The sequence below is a fragment of the Phytohabitans sp. LZ39 genome (assembly GCF_059359075.1).
The window spans coordinates 1-17,135 of sequence record NZ_JCADBM010000042.1; the positions used below are offsets into that span (position 1 = coordinate 1).

The following is a 17,135-nucleotide window of genomic DNA, read 5'->3' on the forward strand; positions in this document are numbered from 1 at the left end:
AAGACCCGAAGTCAGTCCGTCGTAGGGTCAGACCCCCGACGGGAGGTGCTCACAAACATCATCTCTGTCCGTCGTGGTCCGGACCGCTGCTCCCGCGGCCTCACCCGTCCGCCGTTGGTCGCGGTCACCCACCTGGGGAGTACCCGGCCGTCGAAGTTGTCGAGCTGAGCGCATCGATACGAAGGCCGGCGCGGCAGCGCCGGCACCGCTGCGCCGTACCGCCGCGGGTGTGCCGCAGCAGGCGGGTTCGCGACCAGGCCTCGGCTGGCTCGGGACAACTCGCGACACTGGGCCGCCCCCACCCGCGATGTGGAGTCATCCTCAGTATCGGTCCCTGAGCCGCTGTAGCTCCGGCGGCGGTTGCTCGCCCGAGGGGCGCGCCGTTCCGCGGCTACACGCTGGTCTGCTCGGCTTTGCGGCGGCCAGCACGAGCGCGGGCGTCAGCTTCTGCCCCACCACGTTGACGAACAACGGTGCTGTGCCCGCGCGCACCTCGCGCACGGTCTCGTCGTGCAGGGCGAGCAACTGGCGGGCGCGGGCCAGGAGCCGGACGCCGGCCGGGGTGAGCGTCACCTGCCTGGTGTCCCGGTCGGGCAGCCTCACGCCGAGCCGCTCCTCCAACCGCCGGATGTCGCGGCTGACTGCCTGCTGCGCGACGAACAGCCGCCGTGCCGCCCGGCTGAAGTGCAGCTCCTCCGCGACGACGACGAAGTACCGCAGCAGCCGGAACTCCAGCTCGTCCGCCATGGCCAGATCCTGCCAGACCCGGGAGGCGCCCACGGTCTACAACCAAACTGCGTGGATCTTCGTGTTTCAGGTGTTGGACCGGGCCCGGCACGCGGGGAGAGGGTGAAGTCGCCAAGAAGCTTGACAGTGTTAGGTCTGACAAGACCATGTGCTCGAGAGTGCCGGGGCACCGGTGGTCGTCCGAGGGTTCGGGATGTTTGTTCGGCGACCGTCGACCGGACGGGAACAAGATCGAGGAGAGATAGGTCATGCGAGACGTCATTCTGTACATGTCGATGTCGCTGGACGGGTTCGTTGACAGCGACCGTGAGCACCCCGGGGTCGCGATCCCCGAGGGCGCCGAGCTCAAGCAGTGGAAGCTCGATCGCATCAGCAAGGCCGGTGCCCACCTCATGGGCCGCGTCACGTACCAGCAGATGTCGTCGTACTGGCCGCAGTCGGACGACGAGTACGCGGCCCCGATGAACGACATCCCAAAGGTCGTGTTCTCCAAGACGCTCAGCGACGCCGAGGCGACCTGGCCGGTCACTCAGGTCGCGCGCGGTGACCTCGCGGCCGAGATTGCCGCGATCAAGGCCGAGCCTGGCCCGGACGTGATCGTGTGGGGCGGTGGACGGTTCGCCGGCGCTCTGGCTGCGGCGGACCTGATCGACGAGTACCGCCTCTTGGTCCAGCCGTTGGTGCTGGGCACAGGACGGGCATTGTTCGACCAGCTGCCGGACTCGCGGCACATGAGCCTCGTCGAAGCCGTGTCGTTTGCCAGCGGCATCGTGGTGCACGTCTACCGGCCGCAGCGCACCTGAGGAGGGAAGGCACCGTGGGCAAGGTGGTGGCGCAGGCGATCATGTCGCTCGACGGGTACGTCGCCAAGCAGGACAACACCATCGGCCGGTTGTTTCGACTGGCTGCAAAACGGCGAGATCGAGATCCCGACTCCCGCCGGCGACTTCGACGTCCACCTGACCCCGCCGAGCTCGGAGCACGGGCGGCGGTGGGTGTCCTCACTCGGCGCACCGGTTTGTGGCCGGACGCTGTTCGAGGTGGCGGAGGGCTGGCAGGGTCGCCACACACTGGACGTCCCCGTCGTCGTCGTGACGCACCGCGTCCCCATCGACTGGATCGATGCACAACCCGTCGGTCTGCGTTCAGATGGCGGAGGCAGGGGTCGGCGACCGCCGGCGAAAACCCCCTCGGGCTTGTCCCGCGGACCCGGCAGTGGACGGCCGGGGAATTCGGCTCGCCCTGGCGAGCCGCCGGCCGGGAGCGGTGCCCGCGGGAGCATACGGTCCGCAGCCGACGCGGACATGGGCAAATATGCCTCGAAGCAACGCCACGACGGTGCGGCGACCCTGACCCCGAAGGTCCCTGGAGACTGGTGGTGCCATCCCTTGGCGGTCGCTCTCGCCGGGGGTTGAGGGGGTAACCGGGACCGACGGCGGATGGGTGAAACCGCGCTAGAGGTCGATGTCGGCGTAGATGCAGGCGTGGTCGGAGCCGGCGTGTACCGCCTTGGTCATCGTGTCGTAGATGGGCCAGAGGACGCCGCGCTTGCCGCCCCAGACGCCCTTGCGGAAGATGCCGCCGCCGGTCGTGCGGGCCCACAGCGACGGGGAGAGCAGCACGTAGTCGATTTTGTTGCGGGCCGTGCAGTAGCCGTAGGTGCCCGGCCGGCCGCCGTCGTCGAAGGCCGGGTGGGTGGAGATGTCGCGCAGGTCGGTGCCCTGGAGCAGTGGCGCCAGCGGCTCGCTCTCCGGGGTGTCGTTGAGGTCGCCGACCACCGCCACGTCGGTGATGCCCTCGGCGAGCAGGTCGCGGTAGATGGCGGCGATGCGCGTGGCCTGGCGGCGGCGGGTGGCGTCGGAGGCCACCTTGCCGCCGTAGCCTTTGCTCTTCAGGTGGTTGACGAGCACGACCAGGCGGCCGCCGGCCGGGGTGGCGAAGTGGTACTCGGGGCAGTCGCGGCTGAAGATCCGCCCCACCTCGTCGGTGTCGTCGACGTGGCTGCGCTGGCCGACCAGGGGATAGGCGCCGGTCGCGAGCACGCCGACGTCGATGCCGCGCTCGTCGTTGCCGTCGACGACCATGACCTGCGGGTATCGGGGGGCGCCGCCGACCAGCAGGCCCGCGTCGGTGAAGCGCTTGAGCGCGATGCGGTTTTCCGCCTCGATCACGCCGAGGATGTCGGCGCCGACGTCGTGGATGACCCGCGCGGTGTTGAGCATGCCCTGCTCGTCGACGCGGTCGGTGGTCAGCTCGACCCAGCCGATCCAGTCGCCGCGGCCCTTCGCCACCACGAACACGCCGTCCTTGCGCGAGCGGCGGAGCAGGCGGCCGCGGTTTTGCCGCAGGCGGGCGAACTTCGCCGTGTCGCCGTTGAGCAGGTCGAGCTTGCGCAGCACGCGCAGGATGTCCGCCTGGATGTCCGGTGTGTACAGCGGCTCTTCGAGCAGCTCGCAGATCTGCTCGTACGCCTCGAGGGCCGGGCGCCCGGCCGACCAGGTGCGCTGGTCGAGGGCGCGGGCCCGGTTGAAGAGGTTTTCGACGTTGTAGGTGCCGATCCGCACGACCAGGAGCGTAGACGGCGGGAGGGCCGGACCGCGTGGCCCGGCCCTCCCGGTTTCTCTAGTAGTTCGGCCGGAAATAGCGGGGCACGATGTACGCCACCGTCGAGGTGCCGATCTTGACGCCTTGGACGTCGGCGGCGCGGAAGTGGACGCCGCCCCAGATCCGGGCCTCGACGACCTCCTTCAGGGCACCGGAGAAGCTGGTGAAGTAGCGGGTCGTGCCGGTGGCGGCGCTGGTGGCGCTGAAGGACATCCGGTCGGTCCCGTAGAAGTACGCCATCATGCCCATCGAGGCGGACGTGTAGCAGGTGTGTCCGGACGTGTACTCGGGGAACGGCGGCGTCACGAGCAGCGGCATCCAGGCCGGGTCGGGAGCCGTCTGCGGGTTGCCGTCGCTCGCCGCCTGCTGGATCGCCGTCACCGGGCGCCAGTAGTTCCACTTGTACTTCTCGTAGTAGCAGGCGATCAGCGAGTCCGTCTCGGCCATGTCGACCATCGCGAACATCCGCGCGGCCTGGAGGTTGGTCAGCCCGTTGTTGACCGCGAGCTGGCGCTTGATCTCCCACTCGGTCAGCTTGCGGTCGTGCCACCACCTGGCCGAGTCGGTCTGGTCGGCGGTGCGGGTAGTGCTGTTGACCGCGCCGATGGCCTTGACCTCGTTGAACTCCCGGGTGTACTGGGCGCTGGTCAGCTTCGGCGGGGCGGGGACGGGGAAGCTGGAGTTCTTGGGGATCAGGAACGGTTTGACGTCCATCGTCCAGGCCCCGTCCGAGCCGAACGTCGGCGGTGTCGGCCGCCACGCGCCGGGCGTGGTGCCGGTTACCCACTGGCGCGGGCCGAACGCGCCGTCGTTGGTGCGGGCCACGATCATCGCGGCCGCCGTCTTCTGGCCGATCGCCGCGCCGGCCGTCTTCGGCGTGCCGTTGGGGATGCCGGCCATGAAGTTGTCGTACTTCGCCTGGATCGCCGCCTGCTGGGCCGGGAAGAGCCACTCGAGTGTGCGGAACGCCGCGGTCGCCACGGCGGCGTCGACCGACTCGGTGCCCGTCGCCGCCGGGGCACCGAGATACGGCTGGTACGGCTTGCCCGCGATCGCGTTGACCGCGTCGTAGATGGCGCCGTGCACGATCGCGAAGCTGCGGCCCTGCGCGTTGGGCGGCTGCTGCGCGACGTCCCAGATGGACTCCTGGGCGAGGGCGTCCCAGGTGACGACGGCGTTGGGCGTGGGCGCCGCGTTGGTGGTGGGCGCGGCGTTGGTGGTGGGCCCGGCCACCGCCGGCGCGCCCGGTGAGCCGAGGAGGAGCGTCGACGCGAGCGCGACGGTCGCGGCGAGAGCCACTCGCAGCGCCGTGCGGCGCGTCCGACCTCTACGTGTCATGAGTTCTCCTTGCTGTGCCCGCATTGGTCATGGTCATTTTGCTCATGCGAGGGTCAGTGGAGATCGTCCTCAGGAAACGCACTCGCTGTCCGCCAAAAGCGACTCTCTGTGAGGCATGGCCGTTCGGCTGGGTGTTGCGCGCCGTACGGCGTTCAGGCCCGCCGTACCGGCTGGCGCAGCAACGTACGGGGCGCCGGGTCGTCGAAGGCGGTCAGGTACACCTCGTGGTGCGGGCCGTCGACGGTGAGGCCGTGCTCGGCCATGAACTCCTCCATCACCTTCAGCGACAGGTGTTCCTCGCTGAACGGCCCCTCGTGCAGCAGCTCCACGCACTCGCCCTCGGTGACGGTGGCCAGCCGCACCCGGTCGACGGCGCGGCACGCGGCGCGCGTGTTCGTCGCCGCGCGTTCGAGCGCACCCTCGTGCGGGGCGTCCGCCAGCGGGAGCAGCACGTGCCAGCGCCACTGGTCGCGGGGCACCTGGAGGCCTGGCCGCTCGTCCTCGACCCACCACTGGCCTTCCAGCGGGCCGGGCGTGACGCCGAGGGCGGCGGCCACCGTGTACAGGGCCTGGACGGCCGCGGCGTGCTCGCCGCCGCCCGGCTCGCCCAGCCCGGTGACGCTGAGGTACGTGGTGCGGCCGTAGGTCGTGACGGTCGGTGTCATGGTCGGTCCTCCAACGGGATCATCAGGTGGGTGACGAGCTGCTCTGGTGCGGTGACGGCGGGATCGGAGACGTAGACCTCACGGATCGGCCCGCGCAGGGGGTGCCCACGCTCGGCGCACCAGGCGAGGACGGCGTGGGCGGTGAGGGAGATCTGGTCGTACGGGCCGACGTGGGTGGCGGAGGCGAAGGTGCCGCCGGGGAGGGTTTCGCCCGCGTTCACGGCTAGCGCCGCGCGGACCTCGAAGCTGTCGGCAAGCTCGATCGGGAAGAGGCCGACCAGCCACGGCGGGCCGTCGAAGGGTGTGGTGGCGAGCAGGCGGGCGATCGCCGCCGAGGTGGCACGGGCGACGTCGGCCGGCCCGGCCGCGGTCTCCCGGACCATCACCACCGGCCTGGCCGGCTCGGTGACCACCCGCACCGGCGTGGCCGGCAAACCCTCGGCCATCACCCGCTCCAGCGCCGCGAGTGTGCGCCGCCGCCGCGCCAGCTCGGCGTCGAGCGTCTCGCGTACCCCTTCCAGCGCGCCCGTCGTGCCCGCGAGCACCTGGGCAACGACGGGCAGCGGTACGTCCAGCGAACGCAGCAACCCGATCGACAACGCCTCGCGGGCCTGGTCGCGCCGGTAGTAGCGGTAGCCGGAGTCGGCGTCCACGTGCGCCGGCACCAGCAGCCCGAGCTCGTCGTAGTGCCGCAGCTGCTTGACACTCAACCGGCTCAACCTGGCGAACTGCCCGATCGGCAGAAGATCTCCGTTCACGCGGCCAAGCATGGACCCTCCCACTGGGGAAGAGTCCAGGTTCGTGGGTCTCGCGCGCTCGTCGCAGGTTCGTTTACAGGTCTCGGCGCATGCAAACGCGGGGCCAGCGGTCCAGCCCGTGTGCGGCTTCGCGTCGACGGATGGCCCGCAGCCCGGGGTGAGGTCGCTGTCGTGCAGGGTGACGAAGCCGCACCTGGTGTAGTACGGCGCGTTCCACGGCACGTCGGCGAACGTGGTGAGGGTCAGGGCCGGCACGCCGGTGGCGGTGGCGTATGCGGCGAGGTGGTCGACGAGCCGTCGCCCGATGCCGCGGCGGGCGCGGCGGGGATGGACGGATACCTGTTCGATGTGGAGGTTGCCGTCGACGACGTCGGCGATGAGGTAGCCGACCGGAACGTCGGTGGGGTCGGTGGCGACCCAGGCCCGACCCGCCTGGTGGTAGGCGGCGAGCGTGGTGAGCGGTAGAGGGTCGTCGTCGGCTATCTGTGGCATGCCGATGTCGCGGAAGCCTTCCCCGGCGGCACGCTCGATGTCGCGCAGGAGAGGCAGCTCGGCCTGACGGACCGCTCGGATGCGCATCGCGCCATTGTGTCCGGCGGCGGACTCGGGTGTCCGGGTATTAAAGCGGGTCGCGGTGCGGGGGCCTAGGTGTCGCGTTCGCCGTGTCCGGCACGGCTCGCGGCGGTCTGGCGGCCGTCGCCGGCCCGGGACCGCGGAACGGGCGCGGCTTCGACCGGTGATCCGCTCAATTTATTAATGCCACGATATCGTGGCATTAATTGCTGTTGGCGGCGAGAGGACCTGGTGCTCTTGGTGGCGGGGCGCGACGATTAATGGGTGTTAGTGGATGCGTTAGCCCAGCTCGAAGGCCTCGCGGCTGAGTGCGCTGACGTATCGACGTGGTCGCTTTCCGATGCCGCGCTCGTCGATTGTTTGGACACCATTCACCGCGTCGCGCAGACTATCGCGGCGGCGCAGTTGCATGTGGTTCGGGAAATCGATGGTCGTGGTCTGCCCGTCGCTCAGCACGCGTCCAGCACCGCGGTGTGGTTGCGGGAGCATCTGCGGATCAGCGTCCATGCGGCCAAGCGGATGCTCGACCTGGCCGCGGAGCTGGAGCGGCGGCCGGCCCTCGACGCGGCGCTGGCCGCCGGTGCGGTCAACGTCGAGCAGGCCGCCGTCGTCGCGGCCGCGCTCCAGCAGCTGCCCGCCGACCTTGGTGCCGAGCTGGTCGACAAGGCCGAGGCGGTGTTGATCGGCCAGGCTGGGCAGTTCGAGCCGACGATCCTGGGTAAGGCCGGCCAGCGGATCCTCGCCCACGTGGCACCGGAGATCGCCGACGCGGCCGACGCCGCGGCGTTGCGGCGGATGGAAGAGCGGGCGCATCAGGGCCGCGCGTTTCACCTGACCCGGCAGGGTGATGGCCGGGTCCGGGTGACCGGGTGGCTGGACGAGGCCGGCGCCGCCACGGTCAACGCCGCCCTGGACCCGTTGTGCGCGCCCCGGCACGATCACGGCGAGCCGCGCACACCCGCGCAGCGGCGCGCGGACGCCCTGGTGGAGGTCTGCGGGCTGGCCATCCGGACCGAGCAGCTGCCGGACAGTGGCGGGCAGCGGCCGCACGTGGTGGTCACCGTGCCCTACGACGGGCTGCACGAAAAGCTCGGCATCGGCCTGTTGGACACCGGTGGCCGGCTCAGCGCCACCCAGGTCCGGCAGCTGGCCTGTGACGCGCAGCTGATCCCGGCCGTGCTGGGCAGCGACGGCCAGGTCTTAGACGTGGGGCGGGGGCGGCGGCTGTTCACCGGGGGGTTGCGGCAGGCGCTGGAGCTACGCGACCTCGGGTGTGCGTTCCCGGGTTGTGATCGGCCGCCGCGCTGGTGCGACGGGCACCACATCCGCCCCTGGGTGGACGGCTGGCCGACCAGCGTCGACAACGGCGTGCTGCTCTGCGGTCACCACCACCGCATCATCCACCGTGGACACTGGGTGGTGCGGCTCGGCGACGACGGGCTGCCGGAGTTCATCCCACCGGCCTATGTGGACCCACAGCGACAGCCCCGACGCAACCTCTACCACCTCAAGACGTGAGGCGGGCGGTGTCGCGCAGGTGGTCGAAGATGAGCTGGTCGACCGGAGATACGCGCGGGCGATCGCGGTGTGTCAGCCAGGCGATCTCCTCGATCTCGCTGCTCGCCCCCAGCACTCCGGCGTACTCGGCGGTGTAGCAGGTCATCCGCACGAGGGTGCCGGTGGCGTGTCCGTGTGCCTGGGCGTGGAAGGTGCCGAGGTGCTCGGAGCTCGAAACCGCGATGGCCACGTCGAGCTCCTCGCGGACCTCCCGGACCAGGGTGTCCATGTCGCTCTCGCCCGGCTCGCGTTTGCCGCCGGGCAGGTAGTACACGTCCTTGCCTTTCGAGCGGGTGCTCAGGACCGCGCCACCCGCCAGGTGGATCCACGCGATCTTGTCGATGACGGTCACGTGGACATCCTCGCGCCCCCGGGCGTCGGTCAGACCGGGGCCCCATGCCCCGAGCCGGGTCGACACCCGCGGACCTCTCACGTCATCGCGGTGGACAGCAGCGCTCCCGGGAGGATTACGCGGCTCGCTGGGAGGGGCGGCATGTCTCCGGGGTCGGCGGAGCCCGCGACCGCCCAAGCTCGCTCGACCGCCGCCACCAGCGGGCCGACCCGGTCGTAGGCGCGGGCACCGCGGGAGCGGCTCCGATCGAGGTCGTTGCGGCGCCAGGCGCCATCGGACGTGCGGCGTTCGGCGTTGGCGAGCGGGCGCAGCCGGCGTTGCAGGCCGTACTCCAGACCCAGCCCGACGTCCACTGGAGACATTTCGCCGATATCCGCGGCGGCGGGCAGCTCGGGCCAGGTCGTGACGACTACCCGATGCCACACCTCGGGTGGGAACGTGTTGGCCAGGTGGTGGCTGTCGCCGATCGGCAGGTCGTACAGCCTGCGTCTCGCGTCGAGAGTCTGGCCCAGGTAGACGAGGCCCCACTCCAGCCACACCCCGTACACGGCCGGTCCGGTCGCGGCGCCGGCGATCTCCCGGCCCAACCGGTGGCGGAAGGCGGACCTGGCGTAGCGCCACTCGCGGGCGGCGGCCTCGGTGCGGGTCAGGTGGATCAACGCCCGCCGCCATGCTTCGAAAGCCGTGCCGGCGTCGTGGGCGTCCGGTTGGTTCATGTGACGACCGTAGGCGGCGGCGCGTGGTCCCGCGCGGGCGCCCGGCGTGGCTCACGGGCCTCGATCAGCCCGGCCCAGCAGGGCGGTCAGTTGCTCGCGTTCGGCGCCGCTCCAGTCGGCAAGGACGCGGCCGTACAGGTTGGTGCGGGCGGTGGGCCCGGCGCACCCCGAAGAGGCGATCGGCGAGGCCCACTACGCCAACGAGACTAGGCGACCAGCACGTACACCGGTGGCGCCAGCACCACGCCCGCGATCGCGCCGGTGACCACCTGGGCGGGGGAGTGGTCGCCGAGGCGTACCCGGGACCAGGCGACCAGGGCGACCACGACGAACAGTGGCGTCATCCACTGGCCGAACGCGATCACCAGGGTCTCCGCCGACGCCGCCGCCACGGCCGCGTGGGCGCTGAGCCGCCAGGCTCGGTTGACGGCGGTGACCACCACGCCGGTCGTGAGGAGCACGACCACGACGGCGGTCAGCGGGCGAGGCGCGCCCAGCGCGGCCAGGGCGCCGATGCCGGCCAGGCAGGAGGCCAGGCCGAGCGGGAGGAAACCGCGGCCGCCGGCCCGGACGATCGCGTACGGCACGGCCGCGGTGAACAGTGCCGTGAGCAGCGCCCAGAGCACCCCGGCGCGCAGCGAGTCGGCGCTGCTCAGCGCGAAGCCCACCACCATCGCCGCCGCCAGCACGGCCGGCGCGAACGCCTCCGTGACCGTCCGCGCGAACCGGTGGTCCGCACCCACGGTGACGCCGTCCGCCGTCATGCCCGTACCTCCCGCACCCTAAAACGTTTCACCAGCACACCCCGTACGGATAGACGACACGTCGACACGGGGTCGACGGCATAGGCTCGACCACGTGGAGGTGTCCGCCGCGCTGGCCCGCGCCCGGGAGAGCCACCGCCGCCAGGCGTGGGCGGACACCTGCGCGCACTACGCCACTGCCGACGCCGGCGAGACCCTCGGCATCGACGACCTGGCCCGCTACGGCGAGGCCACCCAGCTGCTCGGCCGGGGCGAGGAGGCGGTGCGGCTGCTCCAGCGGGAGTACCGGGCGAGGGTCGAGGCGGGCGACGTCGCCGGCGCGCTGCGGTCGGTGTACTGGCTGCACGAGACGCTCGCGATGCGCGGCGAGTTCGCGTACGCGGGCGGCTGGCTCGCCCGCGCGACCCGCCTGGCCGACGGCGCGCCCGACTGTGCCCAGCGCGGCTACCTGCTGCTTCCCGAGGCCGAGGGGCGGCTGCGCGCGGGCGACCACGGCGGCGCGTTCGAGACCGCCACCGAGGTCCGCGAGCTGGCCGAGCGCTGCGGCGACCCCGACCTGCTCACCGCCGCCACCCACGTACAAGGGCTGGCCCGGGTGCGGCAGGAGCGGGTCGACGAGGGGCTGGCGCTGCTCGACGAGGCGATGGTGGCCGTCGCGTCCGGGGAGGTCAGCCCGCGGATCGCCGGGTCGATCTATTGCAGCTTCATCGCGATCTGCCATGACCTGCACGAGGTGCCGCGGGCGCGGGAGTGGACGATGGCGCTCAACGCCTGGGTCGACGGCAGCCCCCGCTTCACCGGCGGCTACTCGGGCATCTGCCTCATCCACCGTTCCGAGCTGCTCCAGCTCACCGGCGACTGGCCGGACGCGGCCCGCCAGGCGCGTACCGCCTGCGAGCGGCTCACCCAGGGCTTCGGCGAGATGCTGGCCGGCGCGGCGTTCTACCAGCTCGGTGAGATCCACCGGCTGCGGGGCGAGGTGGCCGCGGCCGAGGAGGCGTTCCGGCAGGCCAGCCGCTACGGCGCGGACGCGCAGCCCGGCCTCGCCCTGCTGCGGCTGGCCCAGGGCCGGCTCGACGCCGCCGCGGGCGCGATCCGCCGGGCGCTCGCCGAGACGCCCGACCGGTTGACGCGGGTGCGGCTGCTCCCGGCCGCCGTCGAGATCATGCTCGCTACCGGTGACGTGCCGGCGGCCCGCGAGTGCGCCGCCGAGCTCCACGAGATCGCCGAGGCGTTCGGGCGGCCGGCGCTGCACGCCCGTACCGGATGCGCCCGCGCGGCCGTCGCCCTCGCGGAGGGTGACGCGGAGACGGCGCTCGCGGCGGCCCGCCCGGCCTGGCGGATCTGGCGCGCCCTGGACGCGCCCTACGAGGCGGCCCGCGCCCGCGTGCTCGTCGCGCGGGCCTGCGGGGCGCTCGGCGACGACGACACCGCGGCGATGGAGCTGGAGGCGGCCCGCGAGGTGTTCGCGCGGCTCGGCGCCGAGCCGGACCGTGCCCGGGCGGCCGGGCGCCCGCACGCCGGGCTCAGCCCCCGCGAGATCGAGGTGCTCGGGCTCGTCGCCGCCGGCCTCAGCAACCACGCGATCGCGAGCGAGCTTGTGCTCAGCGAGAAGACCGTCGCCCGCCATATCAGCAACATCTTCACCAAGCTGGGCGTCGGCTCCCGCACGGCCGCCGCCGCGTACGCGTTCGCGCACGGGCTGGCGTACGCAGAAATACCCATGCCGGCCGCTCCCGGGTTGCGGAGTTCGCCCGAAGCGGGGGCGCCGCCGGCTCCATAGCGTTTCCGGTATGAACACCGAACGCATCGAAACCGTGATCATCGGGGGCGGCCAGGCGGGGCTGAGTACCGGCTACCACCTGGCGCGGCGGGGGCGGCCGTTCCTGATCCTCGACGGCAACGCCCGCGTCGGCGACAACTGGCGCGGCCACTGGGACTCGCTGCGCCTCTACAGCCCGGCCCGGTACGACGGCCTGCCCGGCATGCCGTTTCCCGCGCCGGCCTGGTCGTTCCCGACCAAGGACGAGGTGGCCGCCTACCTGGCCGCGTACGCCGCCGAGTTCGACCTGCCGGTGCGTACCGGCGTCCACGTCGACCGCCTGGTCCGCCACGGCGACCGCTACCTGGTGGTGGCCGGCGAGGAGCGGTACGAGGCGGACAACGTGGTCGTCGCGACCGGCACCTTCGGGCGGGCGCCGCGCGTGCCGGACTTCGCGGCCGGCCTCGCGCCGGAGATCCGCCAGCTGCATTCCAGCGAGTACCGCAACCCGGCCCAGCTCGCCGAGGGTCCGGTGCTCGTGGTGGGCGCCTCGCACTCGGGCGCGGACGTCGCCTACGAGGTCGCGGCCGCGCACCGCACGTACCTGTGCGGGCGGGACACCGGGCAGATCCCGTTCGCGATCGAGGGGCGGATGGCGCACGCGATCTTCCCGCTGCTGTGGCAGATGTGGACCCGCGTGCTCAACCTCCGCACCCCGGTCGGCCGCAAGATGCGCGGACACGTCCGCGCGCACGGCGGGCCGCTCCTGCGGGTCAAGCGCGCCGATCTCGCCGCCGCCGGCGTGGAGCGCGTCACCGATCGCATGACGGGGATACGGGACGGGAAGCCCGTCGTCGGTGACGGCCGGGTGCTCGACGTGGCGAACGTGGTGTGGTGCACCGGCTTCCGCCAGGACTTCAGCTGGATCGAGCTGCCGGTCGTGGGGGAGGACGGGTGGCCGCTCGACGAGCCGGGCGTGCCGGGCCTCTACTTCACCGGACTGGCGTTCCAGCGGGCGTTCAGCTCGATGCTGGTCGGTGGGGCGGGCCGGGACGCGGATCTCGTAGCGCGGAGTATCGCGGCCCGATCTGTGGTAGCCATGGTGTGATCCGTTCCCGGGGGAGGGCCCTTGACCCAGCCGCTGCCACACCGCTGGCGGGCCCTCTGGGTCACCCTCGTCGCCGGGTTCATGACGCTGCTCGACGTCAGCATCGTGGCGGTGGCGCTCCCCTCGATGCAGCGCGAGCTGGGCGCCTCACCCGCATCGGTGCAGTGGGTGGTCTCCGGGTACGCGCTCACCTTCGGTCTCACCCTCGTCGCGGCGGGGCGGCTCGGCGACGCGGTGGGGCGGCGGCGGATGTTCCTCGTCGCGCTCGCCGCGTTCATCCTGTGCAGCGCGGCCGCGGGAGCCGCGCCGTCGATCGAGCTGCTGGTGATCGCGCGGCTGGCGCAGGGCATCGCGTCGGGCAGCCTCGCCCCGCAGAACTCCGCGCTGATCCAGCAGATGTTCGGCGGCGCCGAGCGGGCCCGCGCGTTCGGCTTCTTCGGCGCCACCGTCGGCATCTCCACCGCCATCGGCCCAGTGGTCGGCGGCCTCATCCTGGCGGTGGCGAGCTGGCCGTGGATCTTCTTCGTCAACGTGCCGATCGGCCTGGCCGCGTTGATCCTCGCCGCCCGCCTGCTGCCCGGCTCCTCCCGCGCGGCCGCGGGGCGGGGGCATCTCGACCCGGTCGGCGTCCTGCTGCTCGGCGGCGGGGTGCTGGCCGCGATGCTGCCGCTGGTACAGGCCGAGGACGGCGGGCTGCGCACGCTCTGGTGGCTCTTCCCGGCCGCCGCGGCGCTGATCGCCTGCTTCGCGTGGTGGGAGGCCCGCGCGGTACGCCGCGGCCGCGAACCCCTGCTCGACCCGCGGCTGCTGACCGGCACGCCCGGGTACGCCGGCGGCATCGCGCTGGGCACGATGTACTTCGTCGGGTTCAGCGGCATCTGGCTGGTGCTCGCCCTCTACTTCCAGGAGGGGCTCGGCTGGTCACCGCTGCATTCCGGGCTGGCGGTGACCCCGTTCTCGGTCGGCTCGGCCGTGGCCGCGGTAGTCGCCGGCCGTCTTGTCGACCGCCTCGGGCGGCGGCTGACCGTTTTCGGACTCGTGACGGTAGCGGTAGGCCTCGTCGCCACGGCGTTCGTCCTCCGCTGGGCGCCCGCCTGGGCGGTCGCTCCCGCACTGCTCATCGGCGGCGTGGGCAGCGGCCTGGTCATCTCGCCCAACGTCACGATGACCCTCCGCAACGTGCCGGTGAGCATGGCCGGCGCCGCCGGTGGCGCCCTCCAGACCGGACAACGCGTGGGCGCCGCGGTCGGCACGGCGCTGCTGCCCGGCCTGTACTACGTCGTGCTCGCCGCCACCGGCGAGGACCACGTCGCGGTGATGGTCGCGGTGTGCGCGGCGGCCGGCGCCGTGATGGTGGCGCTGCTGATCGCGGGCGCGGAGTGGCGCGCCGACCACCGCCGCCCCGAGCCCGACACCCGCCCGGACACGCACGCCCACATCACGTCCGCCTGAGCGCCACAGGACGGACCGGACGAGGCGGGGCGGGGCGGCGATAGGCTGCGGGCGTGGAGAGGGTGACGGTCGACGGCCAGGACTTCGTCGTGCGGGCCCGCGCAGGCGAGCCGGGCGTCTACGACTTCGAGTGGCTGACCGGGCCGGCCGGATACGGCTTCACCGTGGCCAGCTCCGACCGCTCCGCCCTGGGCCTCCCGGAGGCGCGGGAGGCGATCCGCGACTTCCTCGCCCAGGTCGACCCCGCCACCGGCTACATCGAGTAGCGGGTCAGCAGTACTCGTAGTGGTAGGCGGCGTCGCCCGTCGGGGTGACGTCGCGGTCGCGCAGGATGACCGAGACGCGGGCGCCGTGGTCGGTGCAGGCCTCGCGGTAGGCGTCGGTGCCGTTGTCGGTGTACTCGATCTCGTAGAGCCGGTCGCCGTAGGCCGCGGTGTACGCGTCGCACTCGTCGTAGACGGCGCACTCCTCGGCGATCGCGAAGTCGAAGCCGATCCCGGCGTCGCCGAGCTCCGGGGTGTTCTTCTGCCCGATGGCCAGGCCGTGCGCGTGCGCCGCGCGGACCAGGAGGCGGGCGTAGGCCTCCGCGTCCGCCCGCGACAGCAGCCCGGCGGAGCGGGTCCAGGAGTCCAGGTTGTCCGGCTCGACGGCCTGGTATCCGCGGTCGGCGCAGTCGGCGAACCAGCCGCCCACGATCCCGGCCACCGCTTCGCGCCGCGCGGGGTCGGCGATGTCCAGCAGCCGCTCGCCGGGCCAGTCCGGGTCTTCGACGTGGCGGCCGCCCGCGTCCTTCAGCAGCAGCGTGGGATGGTGCGCCTGCCACCACGCGTTTTCGCCCGGCTGGGTCTGGAAGGCGTTCACGTAGCAGATGTTGTAGCGGCCGGGCACCGGCGCGGCCGCGCGGTCGCGGTCGACGACACCGACCGCGGCGGCGGGTGGGTACACGCCGCCGATCTGGTAGTCGAAGACCGCGTTGGCCGGCGGCGCCCGCCAGGCACCCGAAGACGGCAGCGCGGACGGGAGCGACGGCCGCACTGCCGCGGGCGACGGTTGCGCGGACGGGGCCGACGGGGACGGCGACGGAGCCGCGCCGGAGCAGCCGCCGAGCCCGCACATGGCCAGCACGGCGATCACTGGCACGCCGATCGGGCGCATGTCCTCACGCTAAACGAGGGGCGGGCCGAAGCCCGCCCACTCGCTCGTTTCGCTCGCTCGCGCTCAGCCCACGTGGACCGGGGCCAGCGCCGGCGCGTCGTCGGTGACGCCGTCCTTCGTCGTGTCATGCCGGGTGTTGCGGATCAGCAGGAACGTCACCAGCGTCGACGCCGCCAGCAGCACCGCGCTCACCGTGAACGCCACGTTGTAGCCGTGGACGGCGCCGAGCGCCGCGGACTCGGGGCCGTGGTCGGTGATGTAGCCGGTCACCGCGGTCGTGAAGACCGTGTTGAGCAGCGCCACACCGAGCGAGCCGCCGATCTGCTGGGTGGTGTTGACCATCGCGCTGGCCACGCCCGCGTCGTGGTTGTCGACGCCGGTGAGCGAGGTGTTGCCCAGCGGCACGAAGACCAGCGCCATGCCGACCGCCATGATGACCAGGGCGGGGAGCATCAGCGTCAGGTACGACGAGTCGATGCGCAGCTGGGTCAGCCAGATCATGCCGCCGGTGGCCAGCAGGCCGCCGACCGTCATCATCGCCCGCGGCCCCACTCTCGGCAGCAACGAGCTCGCCGCCATCGCGGTGACGATCAGTGCCAGCGAGAACGGCAGGTACGCGATGCCGCTGCGCACCGGCGAGTAGTGCAGGGTGCTCTGGAAGTAGTACGTCATGAACAGGAACATGCCCATCATGCCGGCGCCCAGGAGCACCGAGACAAGGAACGAGCCACCCCGGTTGCGGTGCAGCACCACGCGGAGCGGGAGCAGCGGGTTGCTCGTCCGCGACTCGAACACCACGAAGCCCACCAGCAGCACCGCGGCGATCGCGAAGAACACCAGCGTCACCGCCGACGACCAGCCGTCCTCGGCCGCCTTGGTGAACGCGTACACGAGTGCGACGAGGCCGCCGGTCGCCAGGATGGTGCCGGGGATGTCGTAGCGCGTGTTGCCGTGCGCCTTGCTCTCCCGCACGATCGGCACCGCCAGCGCGAACGCGATCAGCGCGATCGGGATGTTGACCAGCAGGGTCCAGCGCCAGCTCGTGTAGTCGGTGAGCACGCCGCCGAGGATCAGGCCGATGGTGGCGCCGACGCCGGAGATCGCGCCGAAGACGCCGAACGCCTTGGCCCGATCCTTCACGTCGGTGAACGTGACCGTGATCAGCGAGAGCGCCGCCGGTGCGAGCAGCGCGCCGAACACACCCTGGAGGGCGCGGGCGGCGAAGAGCGTGCCGGCGTTGGCGGCGATGCCGCCGAGTGCGGAGGCGCCGGCGAAGCCGATCAGGCCAATGAGGAAGATCTTGCGCCGGCCGACGTAGTCGGCGATCCGGCCGCCGAGCAGCAGCAGGCCGCCGAACGCCAGCGTGTAGGCGGTGACGATCCACTGCCGGTTGGCGTCGGAGATGCCGAGATCCGCCTGCGCCGACGGCATCGCGATGTTGACGATCGTGCCGTCGAGCACGACCATCAGCTGCGCGATGGCGATGACGAGCAGTGCGAGCCACCGCTTCGGATCGACCGCTTGGCCGCCGGCCGTTGCGTCCGCCCCCGTGGCGGTCTGTTGAGACATGTCGATACCCTTTCG

At 72.0% G+C, this 17,135-nt stretch carries 16 protein-coding genes; 6 read left to right on the forward strand and 10 right to left on the reverse strand.

Features of this window, described 5'->3' with window-relative positions; translation table 11 throughout:
- Window positions 1-321: 321 nt before the first annotated feature.
- The gene (locus AC5L36_RS43960) at window positions 322-747 is read right to left on the reverse strand and encodes a LysR family transcriptional regulator (RefSeq protein ID WP_441224856.1); all 426 of its coding nucleotides are present in this window, start codon (window positions 745-747) and stop codon (window positions 322-324) included.
- 248 nt (window positions 748-995) lie between these two features.
- Here AC5L36_RS43960 and AC5L36_RS43965 point away from each other — a divergent pair, with 248 nt between their 5' ends.
- Window positions 996-1,550, forward strand: coding sequence for a dihydrofolate reductase family protein (locus tag AC5L36_RS43965; RefSeq protein ID WP_441224858.1), 555 nt, complete (start codon window positions 996-998; stop codon window positions 1,548-1,550).
- Window positions 1,551-2,201: 651 nt separating this feature from the next.
- On the opposite strand, the gene AC5L36_RS43970 is transcribed toward AC5L36_RS43965, so the two are convergent.
- From AC5L36_RS43970 to AC5L36_RS43985, 4 genes are all read right to left on the reverse strand, one after another.
- Entirely contained in the window at window positions 2,202-3,311 is a 1,110-nt protein-coding gene (locus tag AC5L36_RS43970; protein ID WP_441224860.1) for an endonuclease/exonuclease/phosphatase family protein, read from the reverse strand.
- 58 nt (window positions 3,312-3,369) lie between these two features.
- Window positions 3,370-4,689 (reverse strand): vanadium-dependent haloperoxidase, encoded by a 1,320-nt coding sequence (locus AC5L36_RS43975; RefSeq protein WP_441224862.1) that lies wholly within the window; start codon window positions 4,687-4,689, stop codon window positions 3,370-3,372.
- Window positions 4,690-4,841: 152 nt separating this feature from the next.
- Window positions 4,842-5,354, reverse strand: a complete 513-nt coding sequence (locus AC5L36_RS43980) for a GyrI-like domain-containing protein (RefSeq protein WP_441224863.1) — start codon at window positions 5,352-5,354, stop codon at window positions 4,842-4,844.
- Entirely contained in the window at window positions 5,351-6,691 is a 1,341-nt protein-coding gene (locus AC5L36_RS43985; protein WP_441224865.1) for a GNAT family N-acetyltransferase, read from the reverse strand. The genes AC5L36_RS43980 and AC5L36_RS43985 overlap by 4 nt, the downstream gene beginning before the upstream one ends.
- A 264-nt stretch (window positions 6,692-6,955) precedes the next feature.
- Between AC5L36_RS43985 and AC5L36_RS43990 the strand changes: the two genes are divergently transcribed.
- Window positions 6,956-8,203, forward strand: coding sequence for an HNH endonuclease signature motif containing protein (locus tag AC5L36_RS43990; RefSeq protein WP_441224866.1), 1,248 nt, complete (start codon window positions 6,956-6,958; stop codon window positions 8,201-8,203).
- Here AC5L36_RS43990 and AC5L36_RS43995 read toward each other — a convergent pair.
- From AC5L36_RS43995 to AC5L36_RS44005, 3 genes are all read right to left on the reverse strand, one after another.
- Window positions 8,193-8,594, reverse strand: coding sequence for an NUDIX hydrolase (locus AC5L36_RS43995; protein ID WP_441224867.1), 402 nt, complete (start codon window positions 8,592-8,594; stop codon window positions 8,193-8,195). The genes AC5L36_RS43990 and AC5L36_RS43995 overlap by 11 nt on opposite strands.
- A 77-nt stretch (window positions 8,595-8,671) precedes the next feature.
- Entirely contained in the window at window positions 8,672-9,310 is a 639-nt protein-coding gene (locus AC5L36_RS44000) for a hypothetical protein (protein ID WP_441224869.1), read from the reverse strand.
- Window positions 9,311-9,516: 206 nt separating this feature from the next.
- On the reverse strand, window positions 9,517-10,074 hold the full coding sequence (locus AC5L36_RS44005; protein WP_441224871.1) for a phosphatase PAP2 family protein: 558 nt from the start codon (window positions 10,072-10,074) through the stop codon (window positions 9,517-9,519).
- Window positions 10,075-10,168: 94 nt separating this feature from the next.
- Between AC5L36_RS44005 and AC5L36_RS44010 the strand changes: the two genes are divergently transcribed.
- Genes AC5L36_RS44010 through AC5L36_RS44025 form a run of 4 tightly spaced genes read left to right on the forward strand, consistent with a single transcriptional unit; the run spans window position 10,169 to window position 14,662 of the window.
- Window positions 10,169-11,857, forward strand: coding sequence for a LuxR C-terminal-related transcriptional regulator (locus tag AC5L36_RS44010; RefSeq protein WP_441224873.1), 1,689 nt, complete (start codon window positions 10,169-10,171; stop codon window positions 11,855-11,857).
- Window positions 11,858-11,867: 10 nt separating this feature from the next.
- Entirely contained in the window at window positions 11,868-12,944 is a 1,077-nt protein-coding gene (locus tag AC5L36_RS44015; RefSeq protein WP_441224874.1) for a flavin-containing monooxygenase, read from the forward strand.
- 21 nt (window positions 12,945-12,965) lie between these two features.
- Window positions 12,966-14,396: an MFS transporter gene (locus tag AC5L36_RS44020; protein ID WP_441224876.1), complete on the forward strand. Its 1,431-nt coding sequence runs from the start codon at window positions 12,966-12,968 to the stop codon at window positions 14,394-14,396.
- 53 nt (window positions 14,397-14,449) lie between these two features.
- A complete protein-coding gene (locus AC5L36_RS44025; protein ID WP_441224877.1) occupies window positions 14,450-14,662 on the forward strand; it encodes a hypothetical protein in 213 nt (70 codons plus the stop codon).
- Window positions 14,663-14,666: 4 nt separating this feature from the next.
- Here AC5L36_RS44025 and AC5L36_RS44030 read toward each other — a convergent pair whose 3' ends face one another.
- The gene (locus AC5L36_RS44030) at window positions 14,667-15,551 is read right to left on the reverse strand and encodes an endo alpha-1,4 polygalactosaminidase (RefSeq protein ID WP_441224878.1); all 885 of its coding nucleotides are present in this window, start codon (window positions 15,549-15,551) and stop codon (window positions 14,667-14,669) included.
- Window positions 15,552-15,614: 63 nt separating this feature from the next.
- Window positions 15,615-17,120 carry an MFS transporter gene (locus tag AC5L36_RS44035; protein WP_441224879.1) on the reverse strand — a complete coding sequence of 502 codons (1,506 nt, stop codon included), beginning with the start codon at window positions 17,118-17,120 and terminating at the stop codon, window positions 15,615-15,617.
- Window positions 17,121-17,135: the final 15 nt, after the last annotated feature.